Source organism: Microbacterium sp. R86528, from assembly GCF_044596335.1.
GTDB classification, from domain to species: domain Bacteria; phylum Actinomycetota; class Actinomycetes; order Actinomycetales; family Microbacteriaceae; genus Microbacterium; species Microbacterium marmarense.
Map to the genome: position 1 here is coordinate 1,761,215 of NZ_CP138996.1, position 19,288 is coordinate 1,780,502.

A 19,288-nucleotide genomic window follows, 5' to 3' on the forward strand; every position below is an offset into this window, starting at 1 on the left:
GCGCCGGCGCAGTGTTAGCTGCGGGCTTTACTGCGGCGCCAGCCCCAGATCGTCGAGGTCAATCGCGGCAAGCCACTGCAGACCGGCGGCCTCGATTGCCGCCTGGGCGCCGGTCTTGCGGTCGACGATCACCGCAACGGCCACCGGCTCCGCACCCTCCCGGCGCAACGCCTCTACGGCCTTGAGTGCAGACTGACCGGTCGTCGAGGTGTCTTCGACCACTACCACGCGCTTGCCGACAACGTCGGCACCTTCGAGCTGACGACCACGACCGTGATCCTTCGGCTCTTTGCGCACCACGAACGCGTCAAGCGGCTCATCGGTGCGCGCAGATTCGTGCATCACCGAGTTGGCGATCGGGTCGGCGCCGAGCGTCAGTCCACCGACGGCGACGATGCCATCGATGTCGCGAATCAGATCGAGCATGATGCGGCCAATGGCGGGCGCAGCGCGGTGATCGAGCGTGAGCTTGCGCATGTCGACGTAGTACGTCGCCTTCTTGCCGCTCGAGAGCGTGAAGTCGCCGTGAAACACGGCTTCGGCCTTGATCAGCCCGATGAGGGCTTGGCGGTCAGCTTCGACAGAGGGCACGGAGGAGACGGTCATGGTGACGAGTCTATTGACTGCCGCGAACGTCGCCGCCGTGTACCGCGGGGTCGCCGCTCGACCGTAATCTTGAACGCATGCGTCTTGCCACCTGGAACGTCAACTCCATCCGCGCGCGCGTTGAGCGAACCGTTGAGTTCGCGGTGCGCGAGTCGATCGATGTGCTCGCGATGCAAGAGATCAAATGCAAGGTCGATCAGTTTCCGTTCGCCAAGTTCGAAGAGGCTGGGTACCACGTCGAGGCACATGGGCTCTCGCAGTGGAACGGCGTCGCCATCGCGAGTCGCGAGCCGATCGAAGACGTCGAGACCGCCTTTGCGAACATGCCCGGGTTCGCAAAGGGCCATGAGGGTCCGGATGCTCCGCTTGAGGCCCGCGCCATCGGCGCCACCATTGGCGGCGTGAAGGTGTGGAGTCTTTACGTGCCCAACGGCAGAGCGCTCGGCGACCCGCACTACGACTACAAGCTGCGCTGGCTCAAGGCGCTCGAGGAGTACACGCGCACCTCGCTGGCCGGTGATCCCGACCTTCCGCTCGCACTCGTTGGCGACTTCAACATCGCGCCGACCGACGCCGACAACGGCGACCCGACGATCGTGCCGGGATTTGCTACCCACGTGTCACCACCCGAGCGCGAAGCCTTTGCTGCCCTCCAGACCGCGGGGCTCACCGACGTGGTGCGCCCTCTGGTTCCCTCCGGCTACACGTACTGGGACTACAAGCAGTTGCGCTTTCCCCGCAACCAGGGGCTGCGCATCGACTTCATTCTGGGCTCACGCTCGTTCGCCGACGGCGTGACCGGGGCGGCGATTCATCGAGACGAGCGCAAAGGCGACATCCCGAGCGACCACGTACCCGTGGTGGTCGACGTCGACCTTGATGAGCCCGACGATGACGATCGGCCAATGATCTTCTAGCGCTTAATCGGGCGGCGCGGGCGTGCAATCAGTGGGCGCCGTGTTGCCGCTGATCACGAAATCCTCACACGTGAGAAAGCGGTCTTGGGCAAGACCCAGCATGAACGATGCCATGGCGATGCCTAGCACCACCACCGTGATCAGCCACCTGTCAGCACCCCGGGTGTTGTGCGCGAAGTCAGGCCAGACGATGCGCACGAGAACCCAGAGCGTAAAGGGCAAGCCAATCAGTACGGCCAGGATCGCCCCCAAATCGACGATGATCACGAAGAAGTCTTGCTCTTCGTCATTCAACGTGAACATCAGCAAGAGCCACAGTGACGGCAACAACAGCAAGAACGCGCGCACGAGCCGACCGCCGACCGGTCTGCGCTCGACCAGCACGAAGACGAATGCCGCCGTCGCTGCAGCCCAAATAGCCATCAGCTGATCGAAGAAGATCTCACCGTACGCACCCAGTGTGAAAGAGGGCCACCATACGGCCACCGACATGGCAACCATCACCACCCCGATCGGCACATCGCGTCGCTGCTTCTGCGCCGCATCCAAATCCTCCGCCGATTTGCCCATGCAAGGAACGCTATCGGACGAGGCCCGCTCACTGTCTCCGCCGCAAGGGGGATGCCCGGGTCATCCATTGCGCCTAGCGTGAAAGCATGCCCTCTCATCCACAAGCCGTGACTCCGCGGCGCAAGCCCGCAACCCCCGCGGAGTTGCGCTCCGACGTGTGGCTCGCTGCCGCGCTGCTCGTCGGAGCGGTCATCAGCGCAGCCCTCGGCGCGACAGCGGGGCTGTTCGGCGATGAGTCCCCAAGCATCGGCTGGGCGATTCTCTACGGGGCGGGGCTAGCGGTACCGCTCGCCTTCCGCCGGCGCGCGCCCGAGATCGCCGCGATTGTGGTGACGCTCGCATTCTTCATCGGGGTGACGGCCCGCATCCCCGAGTTCTATGTGAGCAACATCTCGCTGTTCATCGTGGTCTACTCGGTGGGCGCGTGGGTCGACAACCGCCGCCGCGCATTCTGGGTGCGCGTCGGCATCATCGTCGGCATGTTCCTCTGGCTGATGGTCACTACTTTCCAAGCCGCCACTACTGACGATGACGGTGGGCTGTCTCGCGAGGGGCTCTTCTCCCCGTTCGTCGCCTACATGCTGATTCAGTTTCTGACGAACATCGCGTTCTTCGGTGGGGCGTACTATATGGGCGATCGTGCATATGCCTCGGCTCTCGATCTAAAGGCCCTCGAGCAACGCACGCGCGAACTCGAAGATGAGCGTGAACTCACGGCCGCTCAGGCTGTGGCCCTCGACCGTGTAGGCATCGCTCGAGAGCTGCACGATGTGGTCGCGCACCATGTCTCGTCGATGGGGGTGCAGGCGGGCGCTGCGCGCACGGTGTTAGACGCTGATCCCGCGAAAGCACGCACCGCGCTGCTCGCGGTCGAGTCATCCGCGCGAGCGGCGCTCGACGAGCTTCGGCAGCTGCTCGAGACGCTGCGCTCCCCGCTCGACGACACACCCGATGGCTCCACCCTCACCGTGCACGACCTCGAAACTTTGGTTGCGCACGCGCGCGAGAACGGCATGCCGACAACGCTGACTGTCATCGGCACCCCCACGCAGATGCCCGAACTTGTGCAGGTCAACATCTATCGCATTGCGCAAGAGGCACTCACGAACGCGCGCCGCCACAGCGGAGCAGGTGCCACCGCAGACGTGCGCTTGCGATATGACGAAGGTGCGGTCGAGCTCGAAGTCGCCAACTCAGGTCGTACAGTCGCGACAGCACGCGCCGGCCTCGGAACGCTCGGCATGCGTGAGCGTGCCGCGGCATCGGGCGGAACAATCGAGATCGGACCGCGCCCGCGGGGCGGTTTTCTGGTGCGAGTGCGCATTCCTGTGTCCGTCGTGGTGCCCGTATGACCCGCGCTGCAATCCGCGTGCTGCTCGTCGACGATCACGCGATCATGCGCGCCGGTTTTCGCATGATCCTCGAAACCGCCAGTGACATCACCATCGTCGGCGAAGCGGCGAACGGTGCTGAAGCTATCGCGTCAGCGCGTGAGCTGCAGCCGCAGGTGATCTGCATGGACGTACAGATGCCCGAAATGGACGGCATCGAGGCCACCCGCAAGATCACCGAGATCGAAGGGATGGATGCGGCGATTGTCATCATCACCACGTTTGATCGCGATGACTATCTCTATGCAGCTCTCGATGCCGGCGCCAGCGGCTTTCTTCTCAAGAACGCGGGACCCGAAGAGCTCATTGCGGCCGTCCGCGTCGCCGCAGCCGGTGATGCATTGCTCGCGCCCGAGGTGACCAGACGGGTCATCGAACGGTTCGCCACGGCGCACGTTTCGTCATCGGCTGAGCAGCCGACGCCCGCAATCACGGTGCCACTCACTGAGCGCGAAACCGAAGTGCTGCAGTTGCTTGCGCAAGCGCAGAGCAATGCTGAGATCGCCGCTTCGCTTTTCATCGGCGAGGCCACGGTGAAGACCCACGTCTCGAAGGTGCTGCAGAAGCTCGGCGCGCGCGATCGGGTCGCCGCCGTGGTCTACGCGCACCGCCACGGTCTCGCTTAGCGCCCATCGCGGCATCGCGGCATCGCGGCATCGCGGATAATCTCCCCCTCACGGGGGATGCCCGGCTCAACACCGCAGCCGTAGCGTTGAAGACATGCTGCAATTGACAGGAATCACGAAGGCCTATGGTGAACGCCTCGCCCTCGACGACGTGTCGTTCGACGTCAAACCAGGACGCCTCACCGGCTTCGTCGGGGGCAACGGTGCTGGCAAGACCACGACCATGCGAATCGTGCTGGGCGTGCTCGCAAAAGACAGCGGCGCGATCACCCTCGACAACACTGAGCTGAGTGAGGCTGATCGGCGGCGTTTCGGCTACATGCCCGAAGAGCGCGGCCTGTACCCGAAGATGAAGGTGCAAGAGCACATCACCTACCTCGCGAGGCTGCATGGCTTCTCGAAAGCTGACGCGTCTTCTCGCGCGACCGCCCTCCTCGATCAGCTCGGTCTGGGCGAGCGCCTCAACGACGATGTTGAGACGCTCTCGCTCGGCAACCAGCAGCGCGCACAGATCGCAGCAGCACTCGTGCACGACCCCGAGGTATTGATCCTCGACGAGCCGTTCTCTGGTCTCGATCCCCTCGCTGTCGACGTCGTCGCAGGGGTGTTGCACGAGCGTGCCCAAGCTGGCGCCGCAGTGCTGTTCTCGTCACACCAGCTCGACGTGGTTGAGCGGCTGTGCGACGACTTGATCATCATCGCGAATGGCCAGATTCGTGCCGCCGGCTCACGCGAGCACTTGCGCGCCCAGCATTCGACTCGTCGCTTCGAGCTGATCTCGGAGGGCGACACTGGTTGGCTGCGCGATGATCCTGGGGTCACCGTGCTCGAATTTGACGGTGGCTACGCCTTGTTCGACGCCGATTCCGACGAGGTTGCCCAGCGCGTACTGCGCCGCGCTGTCGAGCTCGGCGCAGTGGCGAGCTTTGCACCGCAGCATCCTTCACTTGCCCAGATCTTCAAGGAGGTCATCCAGTGAGCAACACCATCAGTGTCACCGCGCCGCCATTCGTGCAGAGTGTGGTCCTTGTGGCCGAGCGCGAGATCGGCTCAAAACTGCGCAGCAAGGCGTTTGTGATCTCGACGGCAATCCTTTTCGTCGCCGCGCTTATCGGGGTCATCTGGCTGGGATTCGCCGGCGGCAGCTCGACGGGCACCCCCGTCGCGGTCACCGCAGGCGCGACGCAGTATGTGCAGGGTGTACCCGGGCTCGATGTCACCGAAGTCGCTGATCGGTCTGAGGCTGAGTCGTTGGTCACGAGCGGTGAAGTGGATGCTGCCGTCGTTGCCGACCCCGCGTCACCGGTGGGATTCACTCTGCTCGCCGATGAGAGCGCGGGCAACACCCTGCTGCTGACTTTCGCCCAGGTACCACCGGTGGAGCTGCTGAATCCCAGCGATACCAATGGCGCGCTTGCCTACCTTGCCGCGATCGGCTTCGGAATCGTCTTCCTGATGGCGGCGTCACTCTTCGGCGGAACGATCGCGCAGAGCGTGGTCGAAGAGAAGCAGACGCGCGTGGTTGAGTTGCTGATCTCAGCAATTCCGGTCAGGGCGCTGCTGGCGGGCAAGGTCGCCGGTAACACGGTGCTGGCGATGGGTCAGGTCTTGATTCTGTCTTCCATCGCCATCGTCGGTCTCACCGTCGCTGGACAAACCGCACTGCTGCAAGGACTGGGCGGACCGATCGCATGGTTCGCGGTGTTCTTCTTGTTTGGCTTCATCTTGCTTGCGTCGCTGTTCGCCGCCGCGGCCGCGATGGTGTCGCGCCAAGAAGATGTCGGTTCGACCACGACCCCGCTGACTCTGCTGGTCATGGCTCCTTACTTCTTGGTGATCTTCTTCTTCGACAATCCGCTGGTGCTCACGATCATGTCGTACGTGCCGTTCTCGGCTCCCGTTGGAATGCCGCTGCGGCTCTTTCTCGGCGAAGCGCAGTGGTGGGAGCCGCTGCTGTCGCTGGCGATTCTCATCGTCACGTGCGCCGGTGCCATCGTCATTGGCGCCCGCATCTATCAGAACTCGTTGCTGCGCATGGGCGCGCGCGTCAAGCTTCGCGAGGCGCTCAGCTCATAGCGAGTGGATGCTGGCTGTTCAGTCGTCTGCTCTGCGCGGTGCGACTGCGGGCGGCCAGCTCGGAGCACCGAGTTCACGTGAGATGTTGCGGGCGGCCTCGCGTAGGTCGTTGAGTACGGTGTCGCCAGGCGGGTATTCGCTCGTGGGCATGACGACCGAGATCGCTGCGACGACCTGACCGGAGCGGTCAGCGATCGGTGCCGCAATAGACGATTCGCCGAGAACTGCTTCATCCTCATCGTGTGCGGCGCCCCGCTCGACTACCTGCGCGAGTTGCACGGCGAGATCAGCGGGATCGGTGGTCGTAGCGCCGGTGAGGCTTCGCAGCTCGCCGGCAATGAGTGGATCTGCAACGTTGGGGTCGTAGGCCAGCAGCACCTTGCCCAGCGCTGTCGCATGCGCAGGAATCGTCACCCCGATCTCGGGCATCTGTTCCGAGCCGTCGGGTCGACGATTGTGGTGGATCACAATCACCTCGTCAAACAGCGCCACGCCGAGCCGGGTGGCGCAGCCCGTGCGGCGGGCAAGCTCGGCTGTCCAGCGCATCGCGCGTGCACGCACGTCGAGAGTGTCGAGATACACGTTCGACAGCTTCAGCAATGCCGGGCCCAGCATGTAGCGGGTAGTGCCCGGCTCTTTTGCCACGAGGCCATGCTCTTGCAACGACTTGACGAGTCCGTGAACGGTCGAGGGCGGAAGCTCCAGGATTGCCGCCAAGTCGGTGATACCTAGGTGGCGAGCGCCCTGAAGACTCGACAGAATCTTCGCTGCTCGGTCAATTGACTGGATCATGCCCGCACCTCCTATGCCGCGGAAGAGCACGTGGTGAACGATAGCGCATTCGTATCGACCCCTTGACACCCTCCCGGTTTCCGGCCATTATTCGATAATGTCGAAAGCAGTTCGACGCATCCGGATCAAAGGAGACCTCATGGATGATGAAAATAAGCTCTGGCAGAAACTCGCCGTAGAGCTCATCGGTACGGCAATGCTCGTGTTTGTCGGCGTCGGCTCGGTGCCCGCCCTGGCTCTTGCCCGAGGCGGTGAGCCATTCACTGGCGCCGAACTCGGCTTCATCTCATTGTCTTTCGCGCTGATTGTCGTCGTGACGGTCTATATCTTCGGCTACATCTCGGGCAACCACATCAACCCGGCTGTCACTCTCGCCCTCGCCGTGACCGGAAAGCACCCGTGGAAGCTCGTCGCGCCCTACATGATCGCTCAGGTACTGGGCGCGATCGTCGGTGCCGTCGTCATACTCGGTGTGATGGGTCAGGCAGCCAGCGACCTTGGGCTGGGCGTTGCCGCCTATGGCGCTGACATCCCATGGACCCAAGCCTTCTTCGCCGAATTCGTCGGCACCTTTCTTCTCGTCTTCGGTGTTTTCGGAGTGATCTACCGCAAGGCGGCTCTGGGGTGGGCGGGACTGGTCATCGGATTCGTCGTGTTCGCTGCCATCATTCCCGTCGCCCCGATCACCGGCGCATCGATCAACCCGGCCCGCACCATCGGACCGATGCTCGTCCAGCAGATCGCCGGCGGCACGATCGCCTGGGAGCAACTGCCCGTCTATCTCATCGCTGAGCTACTCGGGGGTGTTGCAGCCGGTGTGCTGTTTGGCATAGTGGCTCACACCGCGGCTGACAAGGCCGCCGCAGTCGAGTCAGAACCCGCTGAGCCCGTCGCCAGCGCCTAATTTTCAGTCTTCGATAAAGGAACCCAAAATGAAGAAGTTCATCAATGAGCCCGCAGCCGTGCTCGCCGACTCACTCAAGGGCGTCGAAGCCGCTCACCCCGATCTGCGCGTTGATCACGAGAACCGCGTGATCTATCGCGGTACCCCCACTCGCCCAGGCAAAGTTGCGTTGCTGTCCGGCGGAGGAACCGGACACGAGCCGCTGCACGGCGGATTCGTTGGCACCGGAATGCTCGACGCCGCGTGCGCGGGCGAAGTGTTCACCTCGCCCACACCTGATCAAATGCTCGCTGCGACCCAAGCCGTCGATTCGGGTGCGGGCGTGCTTCACATCGTCAAGAACTACACCGGCGACGTGCTGAACTTCGAGATGGCTGCAGAGCTCGCCGCAGCCGAAGGCGTGCGCGTCGAGTCCATCATCGTCAACGACGACGTCGCCGTTGAGGACTCCACGTTCACGGCCGGGCGTCGCGGTGTGGGAACGACCGTTCTTCTCGAAAAGATCGTCGGGGCTGCTGCTGAAGAGGGCTACGACCTCGACGCCATCGTCGCGCTCGCTGAGCGCGTGAACCAAAGCGGGCGCTCGATGGGCGTCGCGCTCACCAGCTGTACCGTCCCTGCCGCCGGAAAGCCGACCTTCGACCTGCCCGATGACGAGATGGAGGTGGGCGTCGGCATTCACGGCGAACCCGGCCGCCACCGCGTTCCCCTGGCAAGCGCGAAACAGGTCGCCGCCATGCTGGTGGAGCCGATTCTGCACGACATCGATGCCAGCGGCGACGCCATCGTCATGCTGAATGGACTCGGCGGCACCCCGCTCATCGAGCTCTACCTGATGTACGGAGAAGTGGCCGCACTGCTCGAAGAAGCTGGCGTGAATGCAGCCCGCTGCCTGGTCGGCAACTACATCACGAGCCTTGATATGGCAGGTTGCTCGCTCACCGTGCTGAAGGCCGATGACGAGTTGCTGCGCCTGTGGGACGCTCCCGTTGTCACTCCCGGCTTGCGCTGGGGAGCCTGAGAAACAAAGCGAAGAGAGAAGATCCACCATGACTGATGTCACGATCGACCAGCTGACCGATTGGCTCCGACGCTTCCAGGTGCTCGTCACCGAGCACCAGACCGAGCTCACCGAGCTCGACTCGGTGATCGGCGACGCCGACCACGGCGCCAATATGACGCGCGGCATGAATGCCGTGGCTGCCAAGCTCGACTCCGAAGAGTTCGAGTCAGTCGCAGAGCTATTCAAAGCGGTCGGCATGACGCTCGTGACCAGCGTTGGCGGGGCGAGCGGACCGCTCTACGGCACCTTCTTTCTGCGGTTCGGGATGAATGCAGGCGCGGTGACAACGCTCGATGCGGCGGGCACCGCAGCATCTTTGCGCGCCGGACTCGGTGGAATCGTTGCGCGCGGAAAAGCTGAGCAGGGCGACAAGACGATGTTTGACGCGATGTCTCCGGCGATCGACGCGTGGGATGCTGCTGTCGCCGCAGGTGAGTCAGCTGCCCAGGCTTCGGCAGCGGCATTGGCGGCTGCCGAAGTGGGTCGCGACGCCACGATTCCGTTGGTGGCCCGCAAGGGTCGCGCAAGCTACCTCGGTGACCGCAGCGCCGGACATCTCGACCCGGGCGCCGCGTCGACAACGTTGCTGTTCCGCGCGCTCAGCGACGCGCTGGGGGAATGACATGATCTCGATTGTTGTCGTCTCGCACTCCCCCGCGCTCGCACAGGCAGCGGTGGATCTTGCTCTCGAAATGGGCGGAGACGCCCCACCCACAGTGCGCATCGCCGCAGGTACTTCTGACGGCTCAACCGGAACCGACGCGGTGGCAATCGCCGCGGCAATCGATGAAGTTGCAACGCCCGATGGCGTGCTCGTGCTGATGGACCTGGGTTCAGCGATCCTGAGCGCCGGCATGGCTCTGGAGTTCGTCAGCAGCGATGCCGCTGTTCGCCTCAGCGATGCTCCCTTCGTCGAGGGACTGATCGCGGCCGTCGTCGTCGCGGCAAGCGGCGCCTCACTGGACGAGGTGGATGCTGAAGTGCGCCGAGCGCTCGATGGCAAGATCGCACAGCTTGAGGGTGCGCCCGGCAGGAAAGCTGCGGCTGAACCGCCCGCAGCAGCGCCAGCCGAAACCGCGACAGACCCCGCACCCGCAACCAGCGGTGTCGCAGTGTTCACGGGCGTGATTCGCAATCCGTCAGGCTTGCATGCGCGCCCGGCAGCGGTTTTCGTCAAGACTGTGGGTCGCTATGACGCCAAGGTGACCATCACCGACCTCGGCAGCGACAAGGCCCCGGCCTCAGGCGCTTCGCTGATCTCGCTGATGTCGTTGGGCGTGACGCAGGGCGCCAAAGTTCGCATCGACGCTAGCGGGCCCCAGGCCCAAGAAGTGATCGGCGAGCTGGAGAGCCTCGTAGCGCAGGGCTTCGGTGAACTCTAGGCGCGAGCACACCAGATTGGATGCCTCACCCGGCGCTCAGCGTGGGTGAGGCATCCGTCGTTTACGCGTTCTGCTTGTGAGCCGCGCGACCGCTGTGACCGACCAGTGCATCAGCCGCGCGCACCAGCGCGAGGTGCGAAAGCGCTTGGGGAGTGTTCCCCGCGTGCCGCCGGAGCGTCACGTCGTACTCCTCCGACAGCAATCCGAGATCATTCGATAGCCCGCAGACTTTGTCCATGAGCAGGCGTGCATCGTTCAGCCGGCCGCTCGCTGCATACTGCTCGACGAGCCAGAACGAGCATGCCAAGAACGGATGCTCGTCGCCCGGCAGACCATCGACTCCCGTCTGAGTGCGATAGCGGTGCAACAGGCCGTCGTGAAGCAGGGTGCGCTCCATCTCGGCAACCGTCGCCAGCATGCGCGGGTCATCGGCCTTGCAGAAGCCCACTGATGGCAACAGCAGAAGCGCGGCATCCACGTCGGTTGATCCGTAGGTCTGCACGAAGTGCCCGCCTTCGGGGTCGACGCCTCGATCGTCGATCTCGGCCTTCATCCGATCGCGAAGCTCCTCCCAACGCGCCGCGTCGCCATCAAGCCCAAACTCGCGCACCGCCCGCGCACCGCGGTCAAACGCCGCCCAGATCATCACGCGTGAGTGGGTGAAGTAGCGAGGTTCGCCGCGAATCTCCCAGATGCCGTTATCGGCACGGTCGACGTTCCGCTCGACGAAATCGAGCAGTGCCCGCTGCAGCGGCCACGAAAACTCGGTCTCATCAACCCCGGCCATGCGCGCCGCCTCGAGCGCGACCATGACCTCGCCGATCACGTCGGCCTGGTACTGGTCGACCGCTCCGTTGCCGATGCGCACCGGAGATGCTCCGTCATACCCAGGAAGATGATCCAGCGTGCGCTCTGTGAGGTCGCGCTCACCCGAGAGCCCATACATGATCTGCAGGTCTTCTGGGCTGCCCGCAATCGCTCGGAGCAGCCAACGCCGCCACGATTGCGCTTCTTCGACGAAACCATGATCAAGCAACGCTTCAAGCGTCAGAGAAGCATCGCGAAGCCAGACATAGCGGTAATCCCAGTTGCGCACGCCACCGAAGTCTTCGGGCAGCGAAGTCGTCGCTGCCGCAACGATTCCGCCGGTGTCTTCGTGGGTGAGCGCACGAAGAACGAGCAGCGACCGCACGACCTCGCGGTGATGCGGACCCGCGTGCTCGATGCCCTCTGCCCACTTCGACCACCACGCGACCGTGCTGGCGAGCGCCGCATCGACATCAATCGGGGCGGGAACATCCTTGTGTGAAGAGAACCATGTGAGTGTCAGGTCCACCTGCTCGCCTGCGGCGACAGTGACCGTGCCGCGGTGCGCGTGATCCGACGCGGTGAGGCGAGCGCCACGCACAACGAGTGCATCAGGCCCCGCCGTCGCAATCAACGCGGGCGCATCGTCGGTGCCAGCCTGTCGCATCCAGGGCATAGCCCGCGCGTAGTCGAAGCGCACCCGCAGTTCTTGTTCGAACTCGACGGTTCCTTCGATGCCCCGCACACGACGCAGCACGTCGGCACGACGATCGCCGTGCGGCATCACGTCGACGACTTCCGCGACGCCCGACGCGGTCTGCCAGCGTGTGACCAAGATGAAGCCATCGCCGTCATAGTGCCTGGCCGTTTCAGCGTCGGGATCGGTGGGGCGCAGCATCCATTTGCCGTGAGTGTCGTCACCCAGCAACGCGCCAAACGTCGACGGAGAGTCATAGCGGGGCAAGCACAGCCAATCGATGCTGCCCTCGCGCGAGACGAGTGCCGCCGTGTGGCAGTCGCTGAGAATTGCGTAGTCCTCGATCGGTGAAGCCATGTGTTCGATTGTGTCAGCCTCGTCGGTGGCGCCGGGCCGGCACGTCTGCGAAAGACCTGCCCGCTAGGGTGGGCGGCATGACGGACTCCGAAACGACCCTGTGTATTCTCGGTGCCTCTGGCGACCTCACCTTCAGGCTGCTGCTGCCTGCCCTCGGTCAGCTTCTCACCGAAGAGCCAGACCGCACGGTGCACCTCGTCGGCGCCGGGATGGATGACTGGACAGACGAGAAGTGGCGCTCGGTCGTCGCGGACTCATTCGCGACCGCGGATGCCTCGGGCGCAACCGTTGAGGCAGTGCTCGCAGGCGCCCGCTATCGCAAAAGCGACATCACCGACTCAGAAGACTTCGCCGCCCTGCTGGACACGTGCTCGGGGACTGTGGCCCTCTATTTCGCTGTGCCCCCGGCCGTCGCCGCGAAGGCGTGCACCGCCCTTGAGTCGGTCGATCTGCCCGACGGCCTCATTCTCGCGCTGGAGAAGCCTTTCGGCACCGACGAAGCAAGCGCACAGCTGCTCAATAAGCAGCTGACGCGGGTGGTACCCGAAGAGCAGGTGCACCGCATCGACCACTTTCTCGGTCGCTCGACCGTGCTCAACGTGCTCGGTCTTCGCTTCGCGAACCGAGTGTTCGAGCCGGTGTGGTCGAGTGAGCACATTGAATCTGTCGCCATTCGCTACGACGAGACGTTGGGGCTAGAAAACCGCGCCGGCTACTACGACAAAGCGGGTGCAATGGTCGACATGATCCAAAGCCACCTGCTGCAGGTGCTCGCGATCGTCGCGATGGACCCGCCGGCCACATTGGATGCTGCAGACTTCCGTGAAGCGAAAGCGACCGCGCTGCGCGCCACCAGCGTGTGGAACCACGATCCTGCGGCCAACTCGCGCCGCGCCCGGTACACCGCCGGCTCCATCAACGGTCGCGAACTGCCGAACTATGTCGATGAGGGCGGTGTCGACGTCACGCGCAATACCGAAACACTCGCCGAGGTGACCTTCGCAGTAGCCACGCATCGTTGGGCCGGGGTGCCGTTCACGCTGCGCTCGGGTAAAGGACTCGGCGAGAAGTGCAGCGAGATCGTCATTCGCTTCCGCCAGGTGTCACTGCTGCCAGCGGGCTTCGACGGCTCTACCGAACCATCGGTGCTTCGCCTCTCGCTCGGTGCCGACAAGATGGCGCTCGAACTCAACCTCAACGGCCCCGGTGCGCCGTTTCACCTCGATCGCGCAACGCTCGAAGCAGACTTCAGCGAAGGCGAACGCCGTGCCTACAGTGAAGTGCTCGCGGGCATCATCGACGGCGACCCGTCGCTGTCGGTGCGAGGCGATACCGCTGAGCGCTGCTGGCACATCGTGCAGCCGGTGCTGGAGGCATGGGCCGCCGATCAGGTGCCGCTCGAGGACTATCCCGCCGGTTCGTCAGGGCCGAAGGCGTGGCCCGAGCTCTAGGCGGGTTCCTCTTCCTGCATGACAGCGAGCACGTTGCCAGCGGGATCGCGAAACCATGCGATATCGGGGCCCTGCCCGTTTCCCCGCACGATGCCTCGGTCATCGGACTCGAATTCTTCGTTGCCGTAGATCTTCGTGGTCACGCCCCGCGCGTTGAGGTCGTCGACCGCGGCATCGATATCGGCGACCGGAAAGTTCAAGATCGTGAAACTCGCGGGCGTGTGGTTGGGCTTCGCGTAGATCAGGATGCTGCCTCCTGAGGCGAGAGTCAGGTTGAGGAAACCCATCGGGTTTCTTTCGACGTCGAGCCCGAGTACGTTGCCGTAGAACTCGCGCGCCGCGTCGATGTCATCGACCGAGAACCCGCTGAATGCACCCTCTTTTGTGAACATCTCTTCCTCCTGACATCGCTTCGCTCGCCAGCATTCTCTGCTTCGTTGTCGTTGTCTAGAGCCGTTCGGTAATTGTGGATGCCGCATGCAGGGAATTCCTGCGTGCGTATGTTGTTATCGAAAGTGCGGTCACCGGCGCCCGAGCAGCATCCATTGATTGAAGGAACTCCGATGACCAACGCAACTGTGCTCACTTCTGACCGCCTCGCTAAGACCGATAGTCCAGTCTTGGACGTATTGGCCGGTCGTTGGAGCCCTCGCGCTTTCGACGCCGCCGCACACATCGATGAGACCAAGCTCGCCAGCGCGCTCGAAGCTGCGCGCTGGGCGCCCTCGGCTCATAACCTGCAGCCGTGGCGGTTCATCGTCGCCCGCCGTGGCACCACAGCGCACGACACGCTGGTTGCGTCGCTCATGGGCTTCAACCGGATGTGGGCGGCCAACGCCGGAGCACTCATCATCGCTGTTGCCGAGACCACCGCCGAAGACGGCACCGACATTGCGTTTGCGGCCTACGACCTTGGCCAGGCAGTGGCACACCTCAGCGTGCAAGCGCATCACGACGGACTTCACGTGCACCAGATGGGCGGCTTCGACCGCGATGCGGTGCGCAGCGCATTCGATCTTTCAGAGCGATTCACTCCGATGACGGCAATTGCGATCGGCGAGATTGGTGAGGCTGGCAGCCTTCCCGAGGCACTTGCTGAGCGCGAAGTCGCTCCTCGGGTGCGGCGTCCGGTCAGCGAATTGATTCTCGGGGCCTAGCGCTCGACGAGCACTCCGTCGGCATCTGCCCACACGTGCTTGCCGGGTGTGAACAGCACCCCCGCGATGACGACATCCGTGTCGGCTTCACCCACCCCGTCTTTTGCGCTCTTGCGCGGGTTGCTGCCGAGTGCTTTGACGCCGAGCGGCAGCATCCCCAGCGCTTCACGGTCTCGAATGACACCGTTGACAATCACACCCGCCCAGCCGTTCTTGACGGCTGATGCACCGATCAGGTCTCCCACAAGCGCAGACTCCAGCGAGCCGCCGCCGTCAATGACGAGCACCGCGCCTTCGCCCGGTGTCGCGAGCATCGCCTTGACCAATGCGTTGTCGCGGTGACAACGCACGGTACGAATCGGGCCATCAAAACTGACGTGCCCGCCAAGGTCAAGCATGGGTAGCGAGAGCGAGTCGAGCGCTTCACCACGTTCGTCATAGAGGTCAGCCGTCGCGATGGTCATTCCCTCAGGCTAAGGGCGAGTGGATGCTGCGCCGGTGGGGCTCTGCGGTGAAAAATCGCAGAGTTTCACGCCCAGTGAATGCCTAGCCGGTGGGGGCCCACGTCGCAAGCGCGACCCACGCACCGACTGTGCGTGCTTAGGTGGGGAGTATGACGGCGCGCATCCTCTCCCTCGCTACGGCGGTGCCCCCTACTCGTGTGGCGCAGACGCGGATACGCGACTTCTTGGCTTCTCAGCCGGGCGCTGACCGACTCACTCAACGGCTCATCCAGGCCTCATTTGACGCTGCCGACATCGACTATCGCCATACGGTGCTGACCCAGTTAGGCGATGCCGACGCCGAACCCGCCGGCGGGGGATCTACAGACCGCGGCCCTGATTTCATCGACGACGAACAACTGTTGGTTCCGAGCACCGGAACCAGAAATGACGTGTATACCGCCGTGGCGCCCGAGCTCTCTGCGCGCGCGGCTTCGCACGCCATTGCAGAAGCACATATCAATGCCGAAGACATCACCCATGTCGTCACGGTGTCATGCACGGGATTCTTCGCGCCGGGCCCCGACTATCGGCTCGTTCGTGATCTTGGGCTCGCCCCCACTGTCGAGCGCTATCACTTGGGATTCATCGGCTGCGCCGCTGCTATCCCTGCACTTCGCCTTGCCGCGCGGATCACCTCGGCTCAGCCCGATGCCGTGGTGCTGGTGGTGTGTGCAGAACTATGCACCTTGCACGTGCGGGCTTCGAACGACCCCCAGCAGATCGTCGCGGCATCGGTGTTCGCAGACGGGGCGGGTGCCGCGATCGTATCGGCACGCGCGGAGCTGGGGCACCACGGCGGACTAGATATGGAGCGCTTCGCGACCACCCTCACCGGGCAAGGCGAAAGCGACATGGTCTGGACGATCGGCGACGCCGGCTTCGAGATGACACTTTCGGCAGAGGTGCCGCGCATCATCGGCCGCGAGATCCGCGGTGCAGTCGATGCCTTTCTCGGCGTGGACGCACAACCGGATGCCTGGGCAGTGCACCCCGGTGGACGGAGCGTTCTTGACCGCGTCGAAACCGGGCTGGATCTCGCACCGCGCGCGATTGACTCCTCACGCGCCGTATTGCGACAGTACGGAAACATGTCGAGCGCAACGCTCCTCTTCATCTTGCGCGAGATGCTCCACAACGAAGAGCTCGGCGACGGTGACAGCGTGTGTGCACTCGCATTCGGCCCAGGGCTGACTGTTGAGTCGGCGCTTCTCACGAAGCGGTCAGCCACAGCATGACTGCCCGCACCCGCACCACCCTCAGCATCCGCGACGAACAACTGCGTGAACTGATGGACGACCCGGAGTGTGACCCTGAACGACTTCGCGCAACACTGCGTCGATTCCACACCGTCAACCGACTCATCTCCGGCTGGGGCACGGTTTACCGCAGCAATCTCGCACCCTTCCTCGTCGGGCTTCGTCGTCCAGCGAGGGTACTCGACCTCGGCTCGGGCGGAGGGGATATCGTGCTCCGTCTGGCCGCGCTGGCCGAAACGGACGGGCTTGACGTCGAGTGGGTTGGCGCCGACCCTGACCCCCGCGCGTTGCGTGCTGCGAACGAGCGACCTCACCCACCAGGGGTGACCTTCCGCGCCGCTGACGCCGACGACTTGCTGCGCGGTGGCGAAAGGTTTGACGCCGTGTTGTCGAACCACGTGCTTCATCACCTCGACTCTGTTCAGATCCGAGACTTCGCCGACGCGTCAGCGCAGTTGTCGACTGGTATCGTGCTGCACTCTGATATCGCCCGCAGTCGCGCCGCCTACGCGCTGTACGCCGTCGGGATCACTCCACTCGCCCCGGGAACGTTTCTGCGCACTGATGGCCTCCGCTCGATCCGTCGAAGCTTTCGTCGCGCCGAGCTCTCACGCGTGCTCGGCAAAGAATGGGCTGTCGACACTCCTAGCGCATTTCGACTGCTCGCCTCGCGATTAGGCCATGCCTGACGTCGTCATTGTCGGCGCGGGGCCGGTAGGCATGCTCCTCGCCGCCGAACTGTCGCGTTCGGGAGTTGAAGTGTTGGTGCTTGAGCGTCGCACAGAAGCCGGAGCCGGCAGTCGCGCGATTGGGATCCATGCCCCCGTGCTGACAGCGCTTGAGAGCTCTGGTATCACCGACGAACTGCTCGAAAATGCACAGCGGGTCTGGCGCGGTGAAGCGCGCTCACGCGGAAAGAGGCTAGGCCTCGTGAACTTCGACCGCTCGCGCAGTCGCTTCGGGTTCGTGGCCACATTGCCGCAAGCCGCTACTGAGCAGGTGCTTGCATCGCGCGCACCAACCCCGTTGCGCGGTGCGCACGTCGTTGGCCTGAAACCCGACGAATCGGGGGTGCGCGTGCGGTCCCGCATCGAGGGCCGGATCACTGAATCGCGTTCTCCTCTCGTAGTGGTCGCTTCTGGAAGCTCCGGTCGCGATCTCGTATTCCGACGCCGCGCGATTTCGACTCGTATCTATCGCGATCGCTACGTGATGACGGATGCAGTCGCAGGCCCGTTCGCCGACCCGCAGACCGCAGTCGTCCACCTCGATTCCTCGGGTGTACTGGAGTCATTTCCGCTGCCCGATGGGTTCCGGCGATACGTGGCTTGGGATGACGAACTCCCTGACGACGCAACCGCGCGGGTGAGCAGGTTGCGGCAGGTAGTGGCATCACGCGAGGGAGCAGAATCAGCCTCGGCGGTCGAGACAGCCACGTCGTTCGGCGTGCGCCGGTTCGTCGCTTCTCATTTGCGTCACGGCCGACTGTTCGTCATCGGAGATGCCGCCCACGAGGTGAGCCCAATTGGCGGGCAGGGCATGAACCTCGGCCTACTCGATGCCGCAACGCTGGCACCCCTGCTCACACAATGGGTTCGTTCTGGCGCAGCCCCCGAAGACGAACTCGAGCGCTGGGAACGCCGGCGCGTGACATCAGCCCGACGTGCCGCAGCTCTCGCCTCGATGAACACGCGGCTGGGTCGACCCCTCCATCCCGCGGCCGATCAAGTGCGAAGAGCGGCGGTCAGCACCATGCTTTCGAGAACAGGCAACCTGTTCGCCCATGCGTACTCAATGGGCCTCGACAAAGACGCATGAGGTCCGCGGTGCAGCCTCGGCGACGGACGGCATCAGGGAAGAGACGGCACCAGCTAAGACGCTAGGGCCGCACCTGATGCAATCAGTTGCGTGGCAAGCAGCAACGAAGCGAGCATCACAAGGCGAAAGAGCGTGCGAGACGGTGTTCGACGAAACGCCTGAAGCAGGGTGATGATCGCAACCGAGACCGCCGCAGTGAACAACGGCCACGACACCGCGGGCACCGCGGCGAGGTCGCTGTGTGCGGGTCCGATGAGCACCGCGATCGCGCCAGCGATGACAGCCACAACCGCGAGCACCGTCGATAGGCGCGATCCAAGCTGGTGCGGCAACCCGCGCACTCCGGTGCGCTCGTCATCGTCAAGGTCAGGCAGCACATTTGTCAGGTGCACGGCCGCGCCAAGTGCCGCGCCAGCGAACGTTGCCCATGCCGGGGCGAAGGACGGCGACACCGCTGAAAGCGTGGCAAGCGAGGGCAACAATCCGAAACTCACCAAGAACGGGAGAATCGATGCGCGAGTTGCCTTCATGCCGGCGTTGTACGCCCACGCGGAAGCGAGGGCCAGGGCGTGCGCTGCCAACATGCCTACGCCCAGGAGTGCAGACAGCAAGAGCGCCACACCTAGCGCGATGAAGGCAGCGGCCCAGGCTCCGCGCTCTGAAATATCTCCCCGCGCGATGGGCTTGTCTGGGCGCGACACTATGCGGTCGCGCACGACATCTAGGGCGTCGTTGGATATACCCACAGACACCTGACCGGCGAAAACAGCGGCCGCCAACACCCACACTCGCCAGGGATCGAGTCCTGAGGCGATGCCGAGCGCAACGGCGAGTGCGGTGACTACCAGGGTTGGGCCGGGGTGCGTCGATCCCCAGAGCGCCCGCAAGACGATCATCTTTCCCATTGTGAGG

The 19,288-nt window shown here is 63.9% G+C and carries 21 protein-coding genes; 14 read left to right on the forward strand and 7 right to left on the reverse strand.

Annotated features, from left to right (window positions below; translation table 11 throughout):
- Window positions 1-27: 27 nt before the first annotated feature.
- Window positions 28-606, reverse strand: a complete 579-nt coding sequence (gene pyrE, locus SJY18_RS08175; protein WP_337336555.1) for an orotate phosphoribosyltransferase — start codon at window positions 604-606, stop codon at window positions 28-30.
- Window positions 607-683: 77 nt separating this feature from the next.
- Between pyrE and SJY18_RS08180 the strand changes: the two genes are divergently transcribed.
- A complete protein-coding gene (locus tag SJY18_RS08180) occupies window positions 684-1,523 on the forward strand; it encodes an exodeoxyribonuclease III (RefSeq protein ID WP_396667203.1) in 840 nt (279 codons plus the stop codon).
- Window positions 1,524-1,526: 3 nt separating this feature from the next.
- Here SJY18_RS08180 and SJY18_RS08185 read toward each other — a convergent pair whose 3' ends face one another.
- The gene (locus SJY18_RS08185) at window positions 1,527-2,093 is read right to left on the reverse strand and encodes a hypothetical protein (protein ID WP_337336557.1); all 567 of its coding nucleotides are present in this window, start codon (window positions 2,091-2,093) and stop codon (window positions 1,527-1,529) included.
- Window positions 2,094-2,179: 86 nt separating this feature from the next.
- Between SJY18_RS08185 and SJY18_RS08190 the strand changes: the two genes are divergently transcribed.
- From SJY18_RS08190 to SJY18_RS08205, 4 genes are all read left to right on the forward strand, one after another.
- Complete coding sequence (locus tag SJY18_RS08190) at window positions 2,180-3,445, forward strand: sensor histidine kinase (protein WP_396667204.1); 1,266 nt, start codon at window positions 2,180-2,182, stop codon at window positions 3,443-3,445.
- The gene (locus tag SJY18_RS08195) at window positions 3,442-4,110 is read left to right on the forward strand and encodes a response regulator (RefSeq protein ID WP_396667205.1); all 669 of its coding nucleotides are present in this window, start codon (window positions 3,442-3,444) and stop codon (window positions 4,108-4,110) included. The genes SJY18_RS08190 and SJY18_RS08195 overlap by 4 nt, the downstream gene beginning before the upstream one ends.
- A gap of 94 nt (window positions 4,111-4,204) precedes the next feature.
- Window positions 4,205-5,089 (forward strand): ATP-binding cassette domain-containing protein, encoded by an 885-nt coding sequence (locus SJY18_RS08200; protein WP_337336560.1) that lies wholly within the window; start codon window positions 4,205-4,207, stop codon window positions 5,087-5,089.
- Window positions 5,086-6,186, forward strand: a complete 1,101-nt coding sequence (locus SJY18_RS08205; protein ID WP_396667206.1) for an ABC transporter permease — start codon at window positions 5,086-5,088, stop codon at window positions 6,184-6,186. The genes SJY18_RS08200 and SJY18_RS08205 overlap by 4 nt, the downstream gene beginning before the upstream one ends.
- An 18-nt stretch (window positions 6,187-6,204) precedes the next feature.
- Here the strand turns inward: SJY18_RS08205 and SJY18_RS08210 are convergent, their stop codons facing one another.
- Window positions 6,205-6,978 carry an IclR family transcriptional regulator gene (locus SJY18_RS08210; protein WP_337336562.1) on the reverse strand — a complete coding sequence of 258 codons (774 nt, stop codon included), beginning with the start codon at window positions 6,976-6,978 and terminating at the stop codon, window positions 6,205-6,207.
- A gap of 139 nt (window positions 6,979-7,117) precedes the next feature.
- Between SJY18_RS08210 and SJY18_RS08215 the strand changes: the two genes are divergently transcribed.
- The 4 genes from SJY18_RS08215 to dhaM are packed head-to-tail and all read left to right on the forward strand — an operon-like array spanning window position 7,118 to window position 10,327.
- Complete coding sequence (locus SJY18_RS08215) at window positions 7,118-7,882, forward strand: MIP/aquaporin family protein (RefSeq protein ID WP_337336563.1); 765 nt, start codon at window positions 7,118-7,120, stop codon at window positions 7,880-7,882.
- Between the two features lie 28 nt (window positions 7,883-7,910).
- Entirely contained in the window at window positions 7,911-8,903 is a 993-nt protein-coding gene (dhaK, locus tag SJY18_RS08220) for a dihydroxyacetone kinase subunit DhaK (RefSeq protein WP_337336564.1), read from the forward strand.
- Window positions 8,904-8,931: 28 nt separating this feature from the next.
- The gene (gene dhaL, locus SJY18_RS08225) at window positions 8,932-9,567 is read left to right on the forward strand and encodes a dihydroxyacetone kinase subunit DhaL (protein ID WP_337336565.1); all 636 of its coding nucleotides are present in this window, start codon (window positions 8,932-8,934) and stop codon (window positions 9,565-9,567) included.
- A gap of 1 nt (window position 9,568) precedes the next feature.
- The gene (gene dhaM / locus SJY18_RS08230) at window positions 9,569-10,327 is read left to right on the forward strand and encodes a dihydroxyacetone kinase phosphoryl donor subunit DhaM (RefSeq protein ID WP_396667207.1); all 759 of its coding nucleotides are present in this window, start codon (window positions 9,569-9,571) and stop codon (window positions 10,325-10,327) included.
- 61 nt (window positions 10,328-10,388) lie between these two features.
- Here the strand turns inward: dhaM and SJY18_RS08235 are convergent, their stop codons facing one another.
- A complete protein-coding gene (locus SJY18_RS08235) occupies window positions 10,389-12,188 on the reverse strand; it encodes a glycoside hydrolase family 15 protein (RefSeq protein ID WP_396667208.1) in 1,800 nt (599 codons plus the stop codon).
- 77 nt (window positions 12,189-12,265) lie between these two features.
- Here SJY18_RS08235 and SJY18_RS08240 point away from each other — a divergent pair, with 77 nt between their 5' ends.
- Entirely contained in the window at window positions 12,266-13,639 is a 1,374-nt protein-coding gene (locus SJY18_RS08240; protein ID WP_396667209.1) for a glucose-6-phosphate dehydrogenase, read from the forward strand.
- Here SJY18_RS08240 and SJY18_RS08245 read toward each other — a convergent pair.
- The gene (locus SJY18_RS08245) at window positions 13,636-14,031 is read right to left on the reverse strand and encodes a VOC family protein (RefSeq protein ID WP_337336569.1); all 396 of its coding nucleotides are present in this window, start codon (window positions 14,029-14,031) and stop codon (window positions 13,636-13,638) included. The genes SJY18_RS08240 and SJY18_RS08245 overlap by 4 nt on opposite strands.
- Before the next feature lie 171 nt (window positions 14,032-14,202).
- Here SJY18_RS08245 and SJY18_RS08250 point away from each other — a divergent pair, with 171 nt between their 5' ends.
- Window positions 14,203-14,796 carry a nitroreductase family protein gene (locus SJY18_RS08250; protein ID WP_396667210.1) on the forward strand — a complete coding sequence of 198 codons (594 nt, stop codon included), beginning with the start codon at window positions 14,203-14,205 and terminating at the stop codon, window positions 14,794-14,796.
- On the opposite strand, the gene rraA is transcribed toward SJY18_RS08250, so the two are convergent.
- The gene (gene rraA / locus SJY18_RS08255) at window positions 14,793-15,260 is read right to left on the reverse strand and encodes a ribonuclease E activity regulator RraA (protein ID WP_363583505.1); all 468 of its coding nucleotides are present in this window, start codon (window positions 15,258-15,260) and stop codon (window positions 14,793-14,795) included. The genes SJY18_RS08250 and rraA overlap by 4 nt on opposite strands.
- Window positions 15,261-15,409: 149 nt before the next feature.
- On the opposite strand from rraA, the gene SJY18_RS08260 reads away from it, so the two are divergent.
- The 3 genes from SJY18_RS08260 to SJY18_RS08270 are packed head-to-tail and all read left to right on the forward strand — an operon-like array spanning window position 15,410 to window position 18,376.
- Entirely contained in the window at window positions 15,410-16,537 is a 1,128-nt protein-coding gene (locus tag SJY18_RS08260; RefSeq protein WP_396667211.1) for a type III polyketide synthase, read from the forward strand.
- Entirely contained in the window at window positions 16,534-17,247 is a 714-nt protein-coding gene (locus SJY18_RS08265) for a methyltransferase domain-containing protein (RefSeq protein WP_363583501.1), read from the forward strand. Before SJY18_RS08260 ends, SJY18_RS08265 begins: the two co-directional genes overlap by 4 nt.
- Complete coding sequence (locus SJY18_RS08270; protein ID WP_363583499.1) at window positions 17,240-18,376, forward strand: NAD(P)/FAD-dependent oxidoreductase; 1,137 nt, start codon at window positions 17,240-17,242, stop codon at window positions 18,374-18,376. Before SJY18_RS08265 ends, SJY18_RS08270 begins: the two co-directional genes overlap by 8 nt.
- Window positions 18,377-18,429: 53 nt before the next feature.
- Here SJY18_RS08270 and SJY18_RS08275 read toward each other — a convergent pair whose 3' ends face one another.
- The gene (locus tag SJY18_RS08275) at window positions 18,430-19,281 is read right to left on the reverse strand and encodes a UbiA family prenyltransferase (RefSeq protein ID WP_396667212.1); all 852 of its coding nucleotides are present in this window, start codon (window positions 19,279-19,281) and stop codon (window positions 18,430-18,432) included.
- Between the last annotated feature and the right edge of the window lie 7 nt (window positions 19,282-19,288).

What these genes read in the sequence shown, in the direction of transcription:
- pyrE (WP_337336555.1), bottom strand. Translation starts at nt 606, where the DNA reads ATGACCGTCTCCTCCGTGCCCTCTGTCGAAGCTGACCGCCAAGCCCTC.
- SJY18_RS08180 (WP_396667203.1), top strand. Translation starts at nt 684, where the DNA reads ATGCGTCTTGCCACCTGGAACGTCAACTCCATCCGCGCGCGCGTTGAG.
- SJY18_RS08185 (WP_337336557.1), bottom strand. Translation starts at nt 2,093, where the DNA reads ATGGGCAAATCGGCGGAGGATTTGGATGCGGCGCAGAAGCAGCGACGC.
- SJY18_RS08190 (WP_396667204.1), top strand. Translation starts at nt 2,180, where the DNA reads ATGCCCTCTCATCCACAAGCCGTGACTCCGCGGCGCAAGCCCGCAACC.
- SJY18_RS08195 (WP_396667205.1), top strand. Translation starts at nt 3,442, where the DNA reads ATGACCCGCGCTGCAATCCGCGTGCTGCTCGTCGACGATCACGCGATC.
- SJY18_RS08200 (WP_337336560.1), top strand. Translation starts at nt 4,205, where the DNA reads ATGCTGCAATTGACAGGAATCACGAAGGCCTATGGTGAACGCCTCGCC.
- SJY18_RS08210 (WP_337336562.1), bottom strand. Translation starts at nt 6,978, where the DNA reads ATGATCCAGTCAATTGACCGAGCAGCGAAGATTCTGTCGAGTCTTCAG.
- SJY18_RS08215 (WP_337336563.1), top strand. Translation starts at nt 7,118, where the DNA reads ATGGATGATGAAAATAAGCTCTGGCAGAAACTCGCCGTAGAGCTCATC.
- dhaK (WP_337336564.1), top strand. Translation starts at nt 7,911, where the DNA reads ATGAAGAAGTTCATCAATGAGCCCGCAGCCGTGCTCGCCGACTCACTC.
- dhaL (WP_337336565.1), top strand. Translation starts at nt 8,932, where the DNA reads ATGACTGATGTCACGATCGACCAGCTGACCGATTGGCTCCGACGCTTC.
- dhaM (WP_396667207.1), top strand. Translation starts at nt 9,569, where the DNA reads ATGATCTCGATTGTTGTCGTCTCGCACTCCCCCGCGCTCGCACAGGCA.
- SJY18_RS08235 (WP_396667208.1), bottom strand. Translation starts at nt 12,188, where the DNA reads ATGGCTTCACCGATCGAGGACTACGCAATTCTCAGCGACTGCCACACG.
- SJY18_RS08240 (WP_396667209.1), top strand. Translation starts at nt 12,266, where the DNA reads ATGACGGACTCCGAAACGACCCTGTGTATTCTCGGTGCCTCTGGCGAC.
- SJY18_RS08245 (WP_337336569.1), bottom strand. Translation starts at nt 14,031, where the DNA reads ATGTTCACAAAAGAGGGTGCATTCAGCGGGTTCTCGGTCGATGACATC.
- SJY18_RS08250 (WP_396667210.1), top strand. Translation starts at nt 14,203, where the DNA reads ATGACCAACGCAACTGTGCTCACTTCTGACCGCCTCGCTAAGACCGAT.
- rraA (WP_363583505.1), bottom strand. Translation starts at nt 15,260, where the DNA reads ATGACCATCGCGACGGCTGACCTCTATGACGAACGTGGTGAAGCGCTC.
- SJY18_RS08260 (WP_396667211.1), top strand. Translation starts at nt 15,410, where the DNA reads ATGACGGCGCGCATCCTCTCCCTCGCTACGGCGGTGCCCCCTACTCGT.
- SJY18_RS08265 (WP_363583501.1), top strand. Translation starts at nt 16,534, where the DNA reads ATGACTGCCCGCACCCGCACCACCCTCAGCATCCGCGACGAACAACTG.
- SJY18_RS08270 (WP_363583499.1), top strand. Translation starts at nt 17,240, where the DNA reads ATGCCTGACGTCGTCATTGTCGGCGCGGGGCCGGTAGGCATGCTCCTC.
- SJY18_RS08275 (WP_396667212.1), bottom strand. Translation starts at nt 19,281, where the DNA reads ATGGGAAAGATGATCGTCTTGCGGGCGCTCTGGGGATCGACGCACCCC.